15 protein-coding genes are annotated in these 14,149 nt (G+C 61.4%); 6 read left to right on the forward strand and 9 right to left on the reverse strand.

The window, feature by feature from the left end:
- The first annotated feature begins 42 nt into the window (after positions 1 to 42).
- Positions 43 to 258 (forward strand): hypothetical protein, encoded by a 216-nt coding sequence (locus RIN13_RS11575; protein ID WP_309107489.1) that lies wholly within the window; start codon positions 43 to 45, stop codon positions 256 to 258.
- 106 nt (positions 259 to 364) lie between these two features.
- On the opposite strand, the gene RIN13_RS11580 is transcribed toward RIN13_RS11575, so the two are convergent.
- A complete protein-coding gene (locus RIN13_RS11580) occupies positions 365 to 553 on the reverse strand; it encodes a hypothetical protein (RefSeq protein WP_309107490.1) in 189 nt (62 codons plus the stop codon).
- 233 nt (positions 554 to 786) lie between these two features.
- Here RIN13_RS11580 and RIN13_RS11585 point away from each other — a divergent pair, with 233 nt between their 5' ends.
- Together RIN13_RS11585 and RIN13_RS11590 are read left to right on the forward strand one after the other, a co-directional pair.
- Positions 787 to 1,521: a class I SAM-dependent methyltransferase gene (locus tag RIN13_RS11585; RefSeq protein WP_309107491.1), complete on the forward strand. Its 735-nt coding sequence runs from the start codon at positions 787 to 789 to the stop codon at positions 1,519 to 1,521.
- Between the two features lie 206 nt (positions 1,522 to 1,727).
- Positions 1,728 to 2,186 carry a hypothetical protein gene (locus RIN13_RS11590; protein WP_309107492.1) on the forward strand — a complete coding sequence of 153 codons (459 nt, stop codon included), beginning with the start codon at positions 1,728 to 1,730 and terminating at the stop codon, positions 2,184 to 2,186.
- Here the strand turns inward: RIN13_RS11590 and RIN13_RS11595 are convergent.
- Positions 2,183 to 3,013, reverse strand: coding sequence for a class I SAM-dependent methyltransferase (locus RIN13_RS11595; RefSeq protein WP_309107520.1), 831 nt, complete (start codon positions 3,011 to 3,013; stop codon positions 2,183 to 2,185). The two genes, RIN13_RS11590 and RIN13_RS11595, sit on opposite strands and share 4 nt — an antisense overlap.
- 186 nt (positions 3,014 to 3,199) lie before the next feature.
- On the opposite strand from RIN13_RS11595, the gene RIN13_RS11600 reads away from it, so the two are divergent.
- The 3 genes from RIN13_RS11600 (at position 3,200) to RIN13_RS11610 (ending at position 8,013) form a co-directional block, all read left to right on the forward strand.
- Positions 3,200 to 4,816, forward strand: a complete 1,617-nt coding sequence (locus tag RIN13_RS11600) for an ATP-binding protein (RefSeq protein WP_309107493.1) — start codon at positions 3,200 to 3,202, stop codon at positions 4,814 to 4,816.
- 330 nt (positions 4,817 to 5,146) lie between these two features.
- Complete coding sequence (locus tag RIN13_RS11605; protein ID WP_309107494.1) at positions 5,147 to 6,175, forward strand: hypothetical protein; 1,029 nt, start codon at positions 5,147 to 5,149, stop codon at positions 6,173 to 6,175.
- Positions 6,176 to 6,450: 275 nt separating this feature from the next.
- A complete protein-coding gene (locus tag RIN13_RS11610) occupies positions 6,451 to 8,013 on the forward strand; it encodes an EAL domain-containing protein (protein ID WP_309107495.1) in 1,563 nt (520 codons plus the stop codon).
- 12 nt (positions 8,014 to 8,025) lie between these two features.
- Here the strand turns inward: RIN13_RS11610 and RIN13_RS11615 are convergent, their stop codons facing one another.
- From RIN13_RS11615 to RIN13_RS11645, 7 genes are all read right to left on the reverse strand, one after another.
- Positions 8,026 to 8,829, reverse strand: a complete 804-nt coding sequence (locus tag RIN13_RS11615) for a glycerophosphodiester phosphodiesterase (RefSeq protein WP_375164764.1) — start codon at positions 8,827 to 8,829, stop codon at positions 8,026 to 8,028.
- A gap of 30 nt (positions 8,830 to 8,859) precedes the next feature.
- Positions 8,860 to 9,105: a hypothetical protein gene (locus tag RIN13_RS11620; protein WP_309107496.1), complete on the reverse strand. Its 246-nt coding sequence runs from the start codon at positions 9,103 to 9,105 to the stop codon at positions 8,860 to 8,862.
- A 109-nt stretch (positions 9,106 to 9,214) separates the two neighbouring features.
- Positions 9,215 to 10,033 carry an HAD family hydrolase gene (locus RIN13_RS11625; protein ID WP_309107497.1) on the reverse strand — a complete coding sequence of 273 codons (819 nt, stop codon included), beginning with the start codon at positions 10,031 to 10,033 and terminating at the stop codon, positions 9,215 to 9,217.
- 23 nt (positions 10,034 to 10,056) lie between these two features.
- Positions 10,057 to 10,587, reverse strand: coding sequence for a YbhB/YbcL family Raf kinase inhibitor-like protein (locus tag RIN13_RS11630; RefSeq protein ID WP_309107498.1), 531 nt, complete (start codon positions 10,585 to 10,587; stop codon positions 10,057 to 10,059).
- A complete protein-coding gene (locus RIN13_RS11635) occupies positions 10,584 to 11,540 on the reverse strand; it encodes a carbohydrate kinase (protein ID WP_309107499.1) in 957 nt (318 codons plus the stop codon). The genes RIN13_RS11630 and RIN13_RS11635 overlap by 4 nt, the downstream gene beginning before the upstream one ends.
- A 67-nt stretch (positions 11,541 to 11,607) precedes the next feature.
- Positions 11,608 to 12,954: a Na+/H+ antiporter NhaA gene (nhaA, locus tag RIN13_RS11640; RefSeq protein WP_309107500.1), complete on the reverse strand. Its 1,347-nt coding sequence runs from the start codon at positions 12,952 to 12,954 to the stop codon at positions 11,608 to 11,610.
- A gap of 162 nt (positions 12,955 to 13,116) precedes the next feature.
- Positions 13,117 to 13,920 carry an alpha/beta hydrolase gene (locus RIN13_RS11645; protein WP_309107501.1) on the reverse strand — a complete coding sequence of 268 codons (804 nt, stop codon included), beginning with the start codon at positions 13,918 to 13,920 and terminating at the stop codon, positions 13,117 to 13,119.
- Between the last annotated feature and the right edge of the window lie 229 nt (positions 13,921 to 14,149).

The following is a 14,149-nucleotide window of genomic DNA, read 5'->3' on the forward strand; positions in this document are numbered from 1 at the left end:
GGAACATAGCTGGGAAAACAGTTCAGATATGGAGGTTCCCCCATGGCAAATCTTCTCGATCGGGTCATGAAGAAAATCATGAGGCGCATCGATCTGGAGCCCAACAAGTCCGACCACGAGACCCGTATGAACGCCAAAGCGGCAGGCCCATTCACCACGCGTGGGACCAAATACCGCGGCCGTTCCGGTCACGGGACAGGTACCGGCCGGACGCACAAGGCAGGCCGCTGGACCAACATGCTCCACCGCGGGCACTGACGTCCCAATAAGTAGTTCCTTAGGGCTGGTGACTCCTTAGGGCTGGTGAACCGCAGGCTCGTACTTTCGGGCGCATTCCAGGCGCCGCGAATTCAGGGGCGGCGGGTCAGCTTCCGGTTTCCTCCGGATCTTCGCGTGCCCTCTTCGCCTCTGCGGTGGTGGGGTCGTCGTCCGGTACAAAATCGGGATCGAGTACGGGTGAAAGAGCGTCGGGAGGCAAGAACTTCTCGCCCTTCCCATGAGTCACGGGATCCTTATCAAGCCCGGGGGTGTCATCAGCTGGAATATCACTCATAAGCCCACGGTAGGCCCGTGGGCTGACTCCTGTCGAGGAAGCTGCGGAGCTAACCTTCAGGGGCGCACCAGGGACGCAAAATGCCGATTCTCTTCTAGAATTGAAGCGGGGCCGACGGCAATACAGAGCCCCGGTGAGCGGGGTGCCTTCCCAGCTGCCGCCGGCCCTTGATTCGCAGCTTGCCGTCGCAGCTGCGGGTTAGCCGGTGCCAGTTCGGCGGTAGGCTGCGGGTGATGACTAACCAAGCTCCTTATTCTGACGCCCAGGCAGCCGAGCTCTATAACGTGCTCAACCCCTGGGGCCCCAGCGACGATTTCTACCTTTCCCTCGCGATGGCGGCACCGTCCGTCCTCGATGTCGGCTGCGGCACCGGAGGGATGCTGCATAGGGCCCGCGCTCTGGGCCATCCTGGACGGCTGCTCGGCGTCGACCCTGACGGGGCCGCCTTGGCCGTTGCCCGGCGGCGGGACGACATCGAGTGGGTCGAAGGGACAGCCGCGACGATGCCTTGGCGCGCGGAATTCGATCAGGCGGTGATGATGAGCCACGCTTTTCAGTGCTTGGTGAGCGACGACGAAATCCGGGCATCTCTCGCGGCAATCCGGACGGCATTGGTGGACGGAGGCCGATTCACTTTCGAGACCCGAAACCCGCGGGTCCGGGCGTGGGAAACGTGGAATCCTGACCACCCAACGGATGTCAGGGATGCAGACGGCCGGCAACTGCGAATCATCCACCGGGTGGAGTCCGTGACGGACGATCTCGTCACCTTCACGGAGACGACCTCAGAGCTCGGGGGTCCAGCACTCCGCACGGACCGTACCACCCTGCGCTTCCAGGATCTTGATGTTTTGTCCGGCTTCCTGGGAGAGGCCGGGTTCATCATTGCAGCCAAATCAGGCGGCTGGCTGGGAGAGCCGCTGGAACCTGCAAGCAAGGAACTTATCGTCACAGCGCGGGCCGCCTGACTGGAGGGATTCTTCGGCCGCCTCGATGCGCGGTTTCGATGGTTCCCTTCCCACTCGACGTCGGCAGCATCGATCCGGCAGCGAGCCGTCGAAACGGGCATGGACCTATGGACTAATCGTAAGCACGCTGATAAAGCTGGAGGCACAGACCGAATCGTTCAGCCGGACAACCATCGGCCCGGTGGACCTCAGGTGAGGAGTTGGTGATGGGCATCGGAGATGACATCAAAAAGGCAGCCGAAAACGCTATGAAGGACTTGGGGGGCACCGCCGACCCCGTCGACGACGCCCAGGTTCCTGAGCCGGGGCAGCGCGACGACGACATTCAGGTCCACTCCTCTATCAGCGAGGGGTCTAATGCCATGGATGACGAGGCCGACGACTATCCTCAACGCCAGGGGATGTCCGCCGGAGGTTTTGCTGAACCGGGGCAGTCCGGGCCTGGCCAATCCGGAGCAGGCAGCAGTTCTCCCGATACTCCGGAACAGCCGCCTCCTGGCACCCCTCCGGAGTCTCCGGAGACACCGCCTGATGACAGCCCTCCCTTGGGCAATCCCGAGACTCCAAGCCGCCCCGCCGGTCTTCCCGATCCGGATCCAGAGGAACTCCGCGCAGACCCCTCGGAGGCTGACGGCGATCCAACATCCAGCATGGGGCGGGGCTAGCCCTGCTTGGCCCGGAGCGCCGCATAGTAGCCGGGAATAAGCTCGGGGGTGGACGGATCCTTCAGGGGAACGGTCTCAATGAACGTGGCGCCTTCCTCGAGCACTTCCCACTCGGAAGCGGGGAAGGCCCGTCGTCGCTCTGCTGCCCCGAAATGCCCGGGCATCGGCAAGCCCCGTATGGCGCTTTCGAGCGGGGCCGGAATGGACCGGAGCGTTGCCCCGAGGTGGGAAACATAGTCGATGGGGTTGCCCTGGAAATCCGTTTCGGCAAGGAAGACGCGCCCCCGGACGCCAACCAGATTCCTGATGTTCCGGGCGAGGGCGGCCTGGTCTGCCTCGTCGAGAACGTGGAGCACACCGCGCAGGAAGACATTGACCTCTGGCGGACCTGCATCGGGCGCACCGGAGCTTCCCCCACACGCTTCTGCCGCCACCATGCTGCCGGCTCGGGGACGGGTCATATCCATCGTCAAAAAGGAGATGTTGGTGATTTCCGTGGACTCGCTGCGCGCACGTTCCACGGCATGGGAGGAAATGTCCACCCCCACCGCTGCCGGAAAGTTACCCGCAAGCCAGCGCGTGAAAGTCCCGTTTCCGCAGCCAACGTCCACCACTGGAAGACCTGGATCAAGGTGCTTTTTCAAGCTTCCTGCATAACCAAGGAGCTCATGGTCCCCGCCGGAGTCCCAAAGGACTTCACCTTGAGCCCCCGTGGCCTTAACACGCGCCCAAAAGCGGTCCCACGCGACGCTGCGATCCTTGGGAGCACCAGCAGACAGCCATACCAGCCTGGGAACCAGCAGGTATTTCTTGAGCGCGGAGAACATGGTCCAAATATAGATGTTTTCGATGGCCCCGGGCGGTTTATTGAGCACTGTGGACGTGGCGCCAGTCCAGGCCATCCTGGTTGGAAGTGAACAATTCACCTTTTGGCGGCTTCTGTCGCCCTACAATGAACTGAACCAGAACCGGAGGGGGCACGGGTGGTAAGACAATCAGCGGAGAAATTGCCCATGCCACGCACTGCCATCATTGCCGACCAGGACGCCGGAAGACTCGCCTCCGTCGGAGCAGTGCTGAGCAGTGCCGGCTACGCCATTTCAAGCGCCTCCGACCAACAGGCGCTTGCCAAGTTGCTGGCCGACCAGCCGGACGCCAGCATCGTAGTGCTGGATCAATCCTTCGCGGAAGCTGCCACAACAGCCCCTATCCTCCTCCTCGTCGACCTGGCGGATGGTGTGGATGCGGCTTCAGGCAACTGGCACGCAGTGGCCGACTTTATCGTCAAGCCTCCATCTCCGGAGGAGCTTGTGTTCAGGGCCGATTCCATCATCCGAACCGTCGCGGCAAGATCAGAGGCGCGGCACCACGCCGAGCGGCTGCGCGAAAGGCTCCGAGACGTTTCCGCGGCGATCCGCACCACCAACGATCCCCGATTAATTGCTGATCACGTTGTCAACGGTTTTGGTAAAACCTTCGAGGCCGACCGCGTACTTTTCACTACTTTCGAAGACCAACGGGTTCCCAGGATCACTGCCCAGTGGAAGGGCAGAAACCTGCCTCCGCTTATCGAGGGCCTGGAGGGATCCGAGGCCGCTGCGCACCGCCTGGCAGACCGGTTGTGGGCTGAAGGTGACGTCCTCATCGTTGATGATCACAGCAGCCACGAGTGGGATGCCGAAGATCAAGGGTTACGCGACTGGATGAGCGGAATGAATCCCCGGACGTCAGCGCTGATTCCGGTCGGCGAAGGAAACTCATCACTGGGCCTCATCTGGATCACCCAGCTCGACTCGCCGCGTTTCTGGTCCCGCACCGAAATTTCCATGATCCAGCACGTCGCAGGAAACGTCGCCTACGGCCTGATCCAGGGCCACCTGATCAGTGGCCAACAGCAGGTCCTCCGGCAGTTACAGCAACTGGATCAGGCCAAGACCGATTTTCTTGCCACCGTGAATCACGAACTGAGAACACCGCTGACCTCCATCACCGCCTACCTGGACATGATCCGCGATGGATCAGGCGGAAAACTCCCCGACGAGGTCAACCGGATGCTGGACATCATCGTCAGAAACTCCGAGCGTCTACGGAGGCTGATCGAGGACATGCTTGCTGTTTCCAAACCGGACTATGAAGCCACCGGGCTCCACTTGGCACCTTCCCGGGTGGGCCACACGCTGCGGATCATCACAGCCGCGCTGCGTCCCCTCGCAGAGCAGCGGCAGGTAGACATCTCCCTTGACCTTGACCGGAGGGACCCGGACGTCATGGCTGACGAAGTGCAACTGGAACAGGTCTTCACCAACCTGGTGTCCAATGCCATCAAGTTCACCCCCCGCGGGGGAAAGATTTCCGTCGGAAACACCTACAGCGATGACAACGACGGAAACCCATGGGTGACTGTCCAGGTGACGGACACCGGGGTGGGGGTTCCCGACGAGGAAATCCCTCATCTGTTCACACGCTTTTACCGCGCGTCCAATGCGACGTCGGGTGCTGTGCCCGGCAGCGGCCTGGGCCTTGCCATAGCTCACGACATCGTCGAACGTCACAAAGGCACAATGGACGTCCGTTCGAAACTAGGAGAAGGGACCACTATCGAGGTGCGACTTCCCTTGGCCGGGCCTTAAACAAAAACTGCCCCCGGATTAGTTATCCAGGGGCAGTTAGCGTGAAGCCGAGATTATTTCGGCCACCATCCGGACGTCTGTTCTACAGACGGCTTCGTGTTTTTATCCGACGCTGCCGTGGCAGGGGCAGCAAATCCTGCCACAGCAAGGATGCCGGTGAGCAAGAATGTAGCAGCAATCTTTTTCATCGTGTGATCCTTTTATCAATTAGGTGCAGTAAACCATTACACGCGCTATTATAGCGCCCTAAAATCAACATTCACCTGATTGAAATTCTAAGTTTTAGGGCAGGGAAGCCACAGGTTCCCCATCAACGTGGATAATTGGGGAATGTCCAAGCCCGAGAAACTGTCGCCCTACGTCCTCGCCGAACTGCAGGCCCGCGAAAGCTTCAAGAACCGCGACTTCCAGGCAGCCTTGGACTCGGCACGGGAAGCCGCGCGTGAGTCCCTTGAAGCCGGTGACCAGGCTGGCTGGTGGAACATGACATACCTGCAGGCTGAATGCCAGCGGGACCTGGAATCGCTTTGGGATTGTCTCGAACTTGCCCGGCAACTGGCCGAACATCCGCTCTCCGCCGCTAAACCGGCATTTGCCGCGCGCACCTACATCATGCTGTCCATAGCTCATCAGGGGCTGGGCCATCTCGCCGAGGCCGCCGCAAACGCTGCCCGCGCAGCCGAACTCGTCTCTGGGGATGAGGAGCAGGTCGACCTGCAGATTCAGGCTCAGCGCGGACTCATCGCGGCCCTCGCCGAGAGCCGCCGAGTGGATGAGGCTTGGCGGGAGTGCCTTGTACTGGAGACGCTGCTGACGGATCTGGTGGATGAGGATACAGCGGGGAAGGCCTACTGGGTCATCGGCAATGTGGCGTTCCTCAGTAAGCGGATTGAAGACGGCGGACGCTACCACGACATGGCCGCGGAGCAACTTTCGCATTCGAAAGACGTGGATTTATGGGCACATTTCAACAGGGCTTCGGCAGTGATGCGCCTGGAGGCAAACCTCACCGATCCAGCAACGCTACGGTGTATTGAACGGGCCGAACTTGCCACCGACATTGTGGGCGGAAGTGAACGTGACCGCTTGGAAATGTCTTTTGTTCGGGCCTACTGGTATTTCCTGACAGGAGACATGGAAAACGCGCTTTCCTTACTGAAATCTGTATGTGCCAGATCAGAATTCCTGCCCACTCAAACAGCGGGAGAAGCGCGTTTCCTCTTAGGTAAGGCCCTGCTTGCCAACGGCGACTTAAGCGGCGCGCGGGAACAGTTGAACACTGCACAGACGCTATTCGAAGGTGCTGCCGCTACAGAGCGAAGCGAGCAAGTCCGCGCATTTGCAGCAACAGTAGAATAGTCCTCTCATGGAATAGGCGGCCACAGCCCTTTTTTGGCGTGCCGGCAGAATTAGCCCACCTCTTGGCTGAGGGATGCTTTACCGGCGCCGGGGCGGTATTTTAGTGACACAACCCGTCCTGTAATCGGGGACGGAGCCGGGAGGGCGTAAGCCTCTCCCCTAGTGCAAGCGGGGGTACATGTCAGAGTCACCAGCGGTTCCGGTATCGCCGCGCACCCGCCCGTTGACCCGGAACGGCCCCGTTCGGTTTACCCTCCCGCTGATGGGCCCGCGAGATGTTCGCTGAAGACGACCCACGCCTGGGACAGTTGCTTGACGGCATCGTCAGGTTGGCCGCCGGCGAGCTGCATTCCAGGATAGAAGTATCACCTGCGCGGGATGAGCTGGATGCCATCATCATGGGGACCAACCTCCTGGCCGAGGACCTCGAGATTATCTATCAGGAGCTCGAGCAACGGGTGGAATCCCGTACCCAGCTACTGCACCAGGCGCACGAGGAAATGCGCGCCATGGCTCTTACCGATTCATTGACCGGCCTGGCTAACCGCAGCGCCTTTGTGGCCGCGCTTACGCAGGCGCAGGCTGACGCCGCGACAACAGAGGACACCTTGCCGCCCGCCGTCGTACTTCTGGATCTTGATGCCTTCAAAACCATCAACGACACGCGCGGCCACGCTGTCGGAGACCGGGTACTTGCCATGGTGGGGGACAGGATCCGGCGTTCCGTCCGCGAAACAGATGTTGTGGCGCGCTTGGGCGGCGACGAGTTTGCAGTCCTGATGCCCGCTACTTCCGCAACGCGCGCAGCGGGAGTTGGCACCAGGATCCTTCAGGCGCTGAACGAGCCCATTGAAATGGACAACGACAGCGTCCACTGCGGGGCAAGCATGGGCCTCCGGATCAGCGAGCCGGACGAAACCGCCGAGCAGCTGATGGTCGAGGCTGACATCGCCATGTACGCCTCGAAGGCGGAAGGCCGGAGCAAGCTGAAAATCTTCGAGCCGGCCATGCTCCACGCCCGCCAGCTAAGGAGCCAACTGGCGGAAGACCTGCGGGGCGCCATAGCGGACTCTGAGTTGGTGCTCTTCTATCAGCCCATCGTGGAGCTTGCCAGCGGGAGGATCGAAGGTGTTGAGGCGCTGGTCCGCTGGAACCACCCCGAGCGCGGCATGGTGATGCCGGATGAGTTCCTGCCGATTGCTGAAGACGCAGGCCTGATGTCCGAGCTGGGTATCTGGGTCCTCCGGACCGCCATCGAGCAGCTGCGTCATTGGCGCGAAGATGGAATCGCGCCTCCCGAAATGTCCATGCGCGTCAACATTGCTGCTACTGACCTCCAGCGGCTGGAGTTCATTGAAGAAGTGAGGGACATTCTCACACGCGCCGATCTAAGCCCGGACCTGCTGGTCATTGAACTGACAGAGCAGGCCATCATCATGGGGAACGAGCTGGACAGATACTCCCTCAACAGCCTGCGCAAACTCGGTGTCGGGCTGGAAATTGACGATTTTGGCACAGGCTATTCCTCCATCAGCTACCTTCGCCGCCTTCCTGTTGACCGGGTGAAAGTCGACCGTTCCATCCTCATGGAATTGGGAACCGACCCCGATCAGCCTGCACTGATTGCAGCAGTCCTGCAGCTGATCAGGGCATGTGGCCTGGAAGCAGTCTGGGAAGGTGTGGAAACTGCGGAACAGGCCGAGTATCTGCGCAGTATCGGTTGCATCAGCGCCCAGGGTTACTATTACAGCCGTCCGCTGGCTGCTCTGGACATGGCCCGGTTGCTGCAAATGGAAAACGCGCCGTGGCATCACTCTGCGGGTTTACACCCGAGCTAACAGGCGCCTCGTCTAGCGGGAAGGCTCGTGCCACGCCGCCCGTTCCTGGAGCACGTGCTTCAACAAATCCGCCCGGTCCGTCACGATCCCGTCCACTCCGAGGTCTAACAGCCTGTTCATTTCGGCTGCTTCATTGATGGTCCAGACGTGAACCTGCAATCCGTGCCGGTGCGCCCGCCGAATAAGCGCGGGAGTCACCACCGGTACCGGGCCCCGGCGGACAGGGACCTGCAGGGCGTGGACTCCCCGCATGACCCTCCTGAGCAGCCACGTTGGCAGAAACCCTCCCAGCAGCACAAAAACGGCGCTCGTCACCGTTCCTGCCGATGCTGCCACCGGTCTGCTGAGGAGCTTGAGCACAGCCCGCCTCCGCAGGTCAGAGAAGCTGGTAATCAGGACGCGGTTATGCACCCCATGGCGCTCGATGGCCGCGGCAACGCTTGGCACCGAGTTCCAGTCCTTGACATCCAGGTTCAGTCTGACACCGGGGAATTCACTGACCAGCTCGTCAAAAAGCGGGATGGCCTCCACTCCGCCAATCTTCGCGGCAGCCACCTCTGCTGCGCTCAGACGGGAAATGCGGCCTTTCATGTCGGTGATGCGGTCCAGTTGGTCGTCGTGGAAGACGAGCAGCACGCCGTCGGCCGTAGTGTGGACGTCTGTCTCCAGATAGCGGTAGCCGAGGCCCACTGCAGCACGGAAAGCCGCCATGGAATTTTCAAGCCCTTCACGGGAAAATCCGCGGTGAGCCATGGCTATGGGCACGGGGGCGCCCGCGTCATTTACTGACGTCAGGAACGGCTGCGGCTCACTCACTCCTGAAGCGTAACCCGAAGCCGTGTGGCATCAACTGTTGGGCAGGATCTCCACACCGTCACTGCAGTGCACCAGCGTACGGCCGCGGCCGCCGTCGAGGTCCACCCAGACTGTGGTGTGGTCCCGGCTGACAGCGTCTACGAGGCCGCCCGTCTCAAAACCCGGGGCGCTACGGACGAGAACACGGTCTCCCTGCCGGAGGGCTTTCCAGTGCACGTCCGGTTCCACGTGGCGCAACGGCTGGTCTTCAACCCTGTTACTGCGGTACCTGGACATTTTCTTCCCGTCCTCTTCTTAAGGTGATCCTCTGTAATTGGAAGAGTAGGTGGCCAAAATGAACGTTGGTTGGCCGTTGGCTGGGAACCAGGTGGACAGTTGAGGACGCCTACGAAAGCGCCACACCAAGTTTCTGCAACTTGGCCTCGAGGATCTGCGCGACGCCGTCGTCGTCAAAATGCGGTGCCTGCTGACCTGCAGCGCGGATTGCGGCGGGATGCCCGCTCGCCATGGCATAGCCGTCGCCGGCCCACCGGAGCATCTCGATGTCGTTGGGCATGTCTCCGAAGGCAACGACGTCTGCTGCGTCTATGCCCAGAGAAGCGGCGTATTGAGCGAGGGTCACGGCTTTGTTGATGCCGGGAAACGCGATTTCCAGCATCGCGACCGTGGGCGCGGAATGGGTTACCGACGCCAGGTTCCCCACCGCCGGTGCCACCTCGGCCAGGAACTCATCGGCTGTTCCTTCCCGAATGACGGCGAGGAACTTAACCACCGCGTCATCTGTCGACAGCGTCGTGCGGAGCGGCGCAGGAGTGAACTGAGCCAGGAGTTCACTGGAATCATTCTCGATGAACCCCGGCTCCAGATGGAAACTGGTGAGAGTCTCAGCCGCGAAGAGCGCGGAGGGCCGCAATTCCTTGATGATCCGCCGCACCTCGAAGACCGCTTTGAGATCCAGGGTCCGGGCGGACACCAACCGGTCGGCTTCGAGGTCCCACACAACAGCACCATTGGAGCAGATGACCCTCCCGGTGTGCCCCAGCTGGTCCTGCAGCGGGTGCAGCCAACGCGGTGGTCTTCCAGTGACGAAGACCAGTTCGACGCCGGCAGCGCGGCAGGCGCGAAAGGCACGGATGGTGCGGTCGCTGATTTTTCCGTCGTGTCCCAGAATGGTTCCGTCAATGTCACTTGCTACGAGCCGCATGACGCAAGTCTACGTGGACCGATCTACCGCCGTTCGAACATGCCCGTCAGCCTCGCGCGACCCAGGGTATGGTCGGCAAGCTTGGACACTATCGAAGCAGCCGAATCATCCGAAGCAACATCCAGCTGTTCGCTGTCCAAAGCGTGCACCACCAGCAGATAGCGGTGAGGCCCGTGCCCCGGCGGTGGTGCGGCGCCTACAAACCCCGAAAAGCCGGCGTCGTTCTTAAGTTGGACAGCCCCCGACGGCAAAAGGGCATTGTCGCGGGATCCAGCACCGGCCGGGAGTGAGGTGGTGTCCGCAGGGAGGTTGGCAACTGCCCAATGCCAATATCCCCGGCCCGGCGCGTCGGGATCGAAGACGGTGACTACATAGCCTCTGGTTCCTTCGGGGGCACCTGACCAGCTGAGCTGAGGGGATTCGTCCTGTCCACCGGCTCCGAGTACTCCGCTGGTTTGAGCCGGTGGCAGAACCTGCCCGTCTTCGAAGGATTCGCTGGCTACCTGGAAGGATGCGATTCCGGATGCTTCTTCAAATGGATCAGGTACTGTCATGGCTGCCTTTCAGTGTCGGGGACAAGGGCGTGGTTGAGTTCAGCGCGGGTGGGCGGGTTGGCCCCTGCGCGGGAGACGGTTACGGCGGCGGCTGCGGCCGCATGCGAAAGGAGTTGGGCGAGGGTTTCCGCGGACATTGCACGCAGTTCTTTCCGGTTTTGCGCGCCGTCCAGTCCCAGATCCACCACTCCTGAGAGCAGGGCCGCCATGAACGAATCACCTGCGCCCACCGTGTCGGCGACGTCAACTGCAGGTGTGACTGCTTCAGCTTCGCCCGCGGCAGTGATTCCCCAGGCGTTGGCTGCGCCTCGGGTCACCACCACCATGGCTGGGCCTTCGGATCCGCCGAGGGCAAGCCAGCGGCGGGCCGAGTCCAGTATGTCTTCCCCCGGGTAGAGCCATTCGAGGTCCTCATCTGAGGCCTTAACTATGTCCGCAAGGGATACAAATTTCTCTGCCTGCCTCCCGGCATAGCCTGCATCGGCAACGATGCTCGGCCGGCAGTTGGGATCGAAACTGATGGTGGCGGAAGGGTGTGCGTGTTCGACGGCGGCCAGCACTTCCGCCGCGCCGGGCGCCAGCATCGTGGCAATGGATCCGGTATGCAGCAGTGTTGTTCCCTGCAGCACGAACGGTAGCCGGTCAACGAGGCCAGGGAGCTCCCAGGCGAGGTCGAACGTATAGGTGGCGGCGCCGTCGTCGTCGATCAGTGCAGTGGCCACGCTGGTAGGCAGAGAGTCAGGACCCCGGGGCACCATCACCGAGCTGGACCTGAGGTGCGCCGCCACAGAATCGCCATACGCATCCCGCCCGTAGCGGCCGATGAACTGAACCGGGTGGCCGAGCCGAGCCAGCCCGACCGCCACATTCAGCGGGCTTCCGCCCACGTGGGCTTCAATTCCCGTTGGACGTTGCACAACGTCAACCAGGCCCTCGCCGATTACTGTGAGCATGCTCCCTACTTTGCCAGAGAATGCCCCATTCTGGCTCCCTTCCGCCCGGCCCGGAAATCGCAGTGATTCAGGAGTGCTGGTCCTTGGCGTAGACATCGGGGATGCCGTCGTTGTCCGCATCCACCTTTTCCTCTTCCTCTTCCAGACGGTAGACGCGGTTCCTGGCGCGCAGCACCACTGTGGCCAGGACCGAGGCCAGCAGGGAAGCTGCCAGGATTCCCACCTTGGCGTGATCGTCCTGAACTGTTCCATGCCCAAAGCTCAACTCGGCAACGAGGAGGGACACGGTGAAGCCGATCCCGGCCAGCAACGAGATTCCGAAGACATCGATCCATTTGAATGAGGTGTCGAGGGCAGCTTTGCTCGTTTTAGTCAGGACCCAGGTGGTGCCCATAATGCCGATCGGCTTTCCCAGCACCAGCGCGGCAATGATACCGACGGCGACCGGATCAGCCAGTGCCGACCGGAGTCCTTCCCAGCTGCCCACGGCCACGCCGGCGGAGAAGAAGGCAAAAATGGGCACGGCGATGCCGGCAGAAATCGGCCGGAAACGGTGTTCAAACACTTCGGACAGTCCGGGGCCGGCTGTGGGACCGCCACTGGCCTGTGAGCGCAGCACCGGGATGGCGAACCCCAGGAGCACACCGGCGACAGTGGCATGGATTCCCGAAGCGTGCACCAGCCCCCAGACGACGATCCCCAGCGGCAGCAGGATGAGCCAGGCAGCCCACACCCGGGTCCCGAAGAACCGGCGGTACTTCTGTGCCAGGAGCGTGTACAGGCCCAGTGGGATCAGCGCGAGCAGCAGGGGCACCGGCTGGATGTTTTCGGAGTAGAAGAGGGCAATGATAGTGATGGCAATCAGATCATCAACAACGGCCAGTGTCAGGAGAAAGATCCGAAGCGCACTGGGAAGGTGCGATCCGATAATGGCCAGGACCGCGACTGCGAAAGCTATGTCCGTAGCCGTCGGGATAGCCCAGCCTCGAAGGGATTCAGGGCTGGTGAAGTTAATTACCGCGTAAATGACTGCCGGTACGACAACACCACCCGCTGCTGCAGCGACCGGAACCACGGATTTATTGAATTGCCTCAGGTCTCCCGCAACGAATTCGCGTTTGAGCTCGAGTCCCACAAGGAAAAAGAAAACGGCAAGGAGCCCGTCCGCGGCCCAGGCTCCGAGGCTGAGGTCCAGGTGCCATGGCTCGTAGCCGATTTTGAAGTCCCGCAAGGCGAAGTAGCTGTCTGATGCGGGAGAGTTTGCCCAGACCAAGGCGATGATGGCGGCGGCAACCAACAGCGCCCCACCAACGGTTTCCTTGCGGAGGATCTCACCGATGCGCAGGGACTCGGCGTAGCTTCCGCGTCCGAAGATGGTGATACGCGGGGGAATCGGTGCAGGCTTCTGGCTCATCTGGGTCCTCAAGGTAGCGTCGACAAAGTCACGCCGACCAGACTTCCCGGCACACCTGTCATCCAGTTTAGGGGAAGGATGAGTCCCGACGGATGCCCTGCCGCGTCATTACGTCGGTGCTAAGCAGAGCCGCCCTAAGTTCAGACCGGCCCACTCCCATTTTTAGCCCAGCAGGCCTTGGACGAGTTCCCGGCATTTGCGGTATGACGGCGCCTTCGGATCAATCAACGCAAAGTGGTCTCCCGGCAGCTTGAGCAGCTGAACGGGTGCACCGGCAGCCCGGGCAGCAACTGCGTAGGCCTCGGACTGGCTCAGGGGAACGGTGTCGTCGTCAAGGCCGTGGACCGCGTAAACAGGAACTGTCAGGGGGACTGTGCTCATCGGATCCACGTACATGTGGCGCTTGGGATACTTCCGGGCCGGCCCGCCAAGGAAATTGCTGACCGCGCCGTTACTGAGGTCCAGCTTTTCTGCGTCCGCAAGGTTGAGGAGGCCGGATTGGCTGACAACGCCTGTGAGGTGGACGGCGCCATTGCCGTTCTTGCGGACCAGCTGGCGGTCGGCCTCAGGCGCGGGCAGAGTTCCGAGCTTGTCACGGCCTGCTGCCCACACAGCAAGGTGGCCTCCTGCTGAATGTCCCAGGGCAACGACGTTGCGAAGATCAAGGTCGTGTTCTTCAGCAAGGTCCCTCAGCTTGTCGATGCCGGCCAGGACATCCTCAAAGGTGTTGGGCCAGCCCCCGCCGTTTCCGGCCCGCCTGTACTCCAGGTTCCATGCCGCCATACCGTGCATCGCAAGATCCCGAGCCAGTGGTTCGCCCAGTTCAGCACCGTATTGGGAACGCCAGTATCCGCCGTGGATGACCACAACAACGCCTTTGGGCGTTTGTTTGCCATTGGCTTCCGGCAGGAAAAGTTCGCCCCATTGACTGGGATCTGCACCGTACTGGTACTTGTGCCGCTTCACTGCATCCTCCTCGGGGCGTGTTCTACAGAAGGCGGACAATGCCCCAACTGTCCGCCTACTGCTGCGACGCCTGGTCTCGACGATGCACATCAGCTAGATCCGAGCCTACCTTGGCCTTCGGCTTGCGAACCCGATTTGGCATGGTCGGCGTACCCGATTTCGGATGCCGGCTTCACCGGGGGCGGGGTGTCAGTGCCATCGTGTCGCACCCCCACCGTAAGCTGACCTT

Origin of the sequence: Arthrobacter sp. (genome assembly GCF_031179985.1) — a bacterium.
Classification (GTDB): Bacteria; Actinomycetota; Actinomycetes; order Actinomycetales; family Micrococcaceae; genus Arthrobacter.

What these genes read in the sequence shown, in the direction of transcription:
- RIN13_RS11575 (WP_309107489.1), top strand. Translation starts at nt 43, where the DNA reads ATGGCAAATCTTCTCGATCGGGTCATGAAGAAAATCATGAGGCGCATC.
- RIN13_RS11580 (WP_309107490.1), bottom strand. Translation starts at nt 553, where the DNA reads ATGAGTGATATTCCAGCTGATGACACCCCCGGGCTTGATAAGGATCCC.
- RIN13_RS11585 (WP_309107491.1), top strand. Translation starts at nt 787, where the DNA reads ATGACTAACCAAGCTCCTTATTCTGACGCCCAGGCAGCCGAGCTCTAT.
- RIN13_RS11590 (WP_309107492.1), top strand. Translation starts at nt 1,728, where the DNA reads ATGGGCATCGGAGATGACATCAAAAAGGCAGCCGAAAACGCTATGAAG.
- RIN13_RS11595 (WP_309107520.1), bottom strand. Translation starts at nt 3,013, where the DNA reads ATGTTCTCCGCGCTCAAGAAATACCTGCTGGTTCCCAGGCTGGTATGG.
- RIN13_RS11600 (WP_309107493.1), top strand. Translation starts at nt 3,200, where the DNA reads ATGCCACGCACTGCCATCATTGCCGACCAGGACGCCGGAAGACTCGCC.
- RIN13_RS11605 (WP_309107494.1), top strand. Translation starts at nt 5,147, where the DNA reads ATGTCCAAGCCCGAGAAACTGTCGCCCTACGTCCTCGCCGAACTGCAG.
- RIN13_RS11610 (WP_309107495.1), top strand. Translation starts at nt 6,451, where the DNA reads ATGTTCGCTGAAGACGACCCACGCCTGGGACAGTTGCTTGACGGCATC.
- RIN13_RS11620 (WP_309107496.1), bottom strand. Translation starts at nt 9,105, where the DNA reads ATGTCCAGGTACCGCAGTAACAGGGTTGAAGACCAGCCGTTGCGCCAC.
- RIN13_RS11625 (WP_309107497.1), bottom strand. Translation starts at nt 10,033, where the DNA reads ATGCGGCTCGTAGCAAGTGACATTGACGGAACCATTCTGGGACACGAC.
- RIN13_RS11630 (WP_309107498.1), bottom strand. Translation starts at nt 10,587, where the DNA reads ATGACAGTACCTGATCCATTTGAAGAAGCATCCGGAATCGCATCCTTC.
- RIN13_RS11635 (WP_309107499.1), bottom strand. Translation starts at nt 11,540, where the DNA reads ATGCTCACAGTAATCGGCGAGGGCCTGGTTGACGTTGTGCAACGTCCA.
- nhaA (WP_309107500.1), bottom strand. Translation starts at nt 12,954, where the DNA reads ATGAGCCAGAAGCCTGCACCGATTCCCCCGCGTATCACCATCTTCGGA.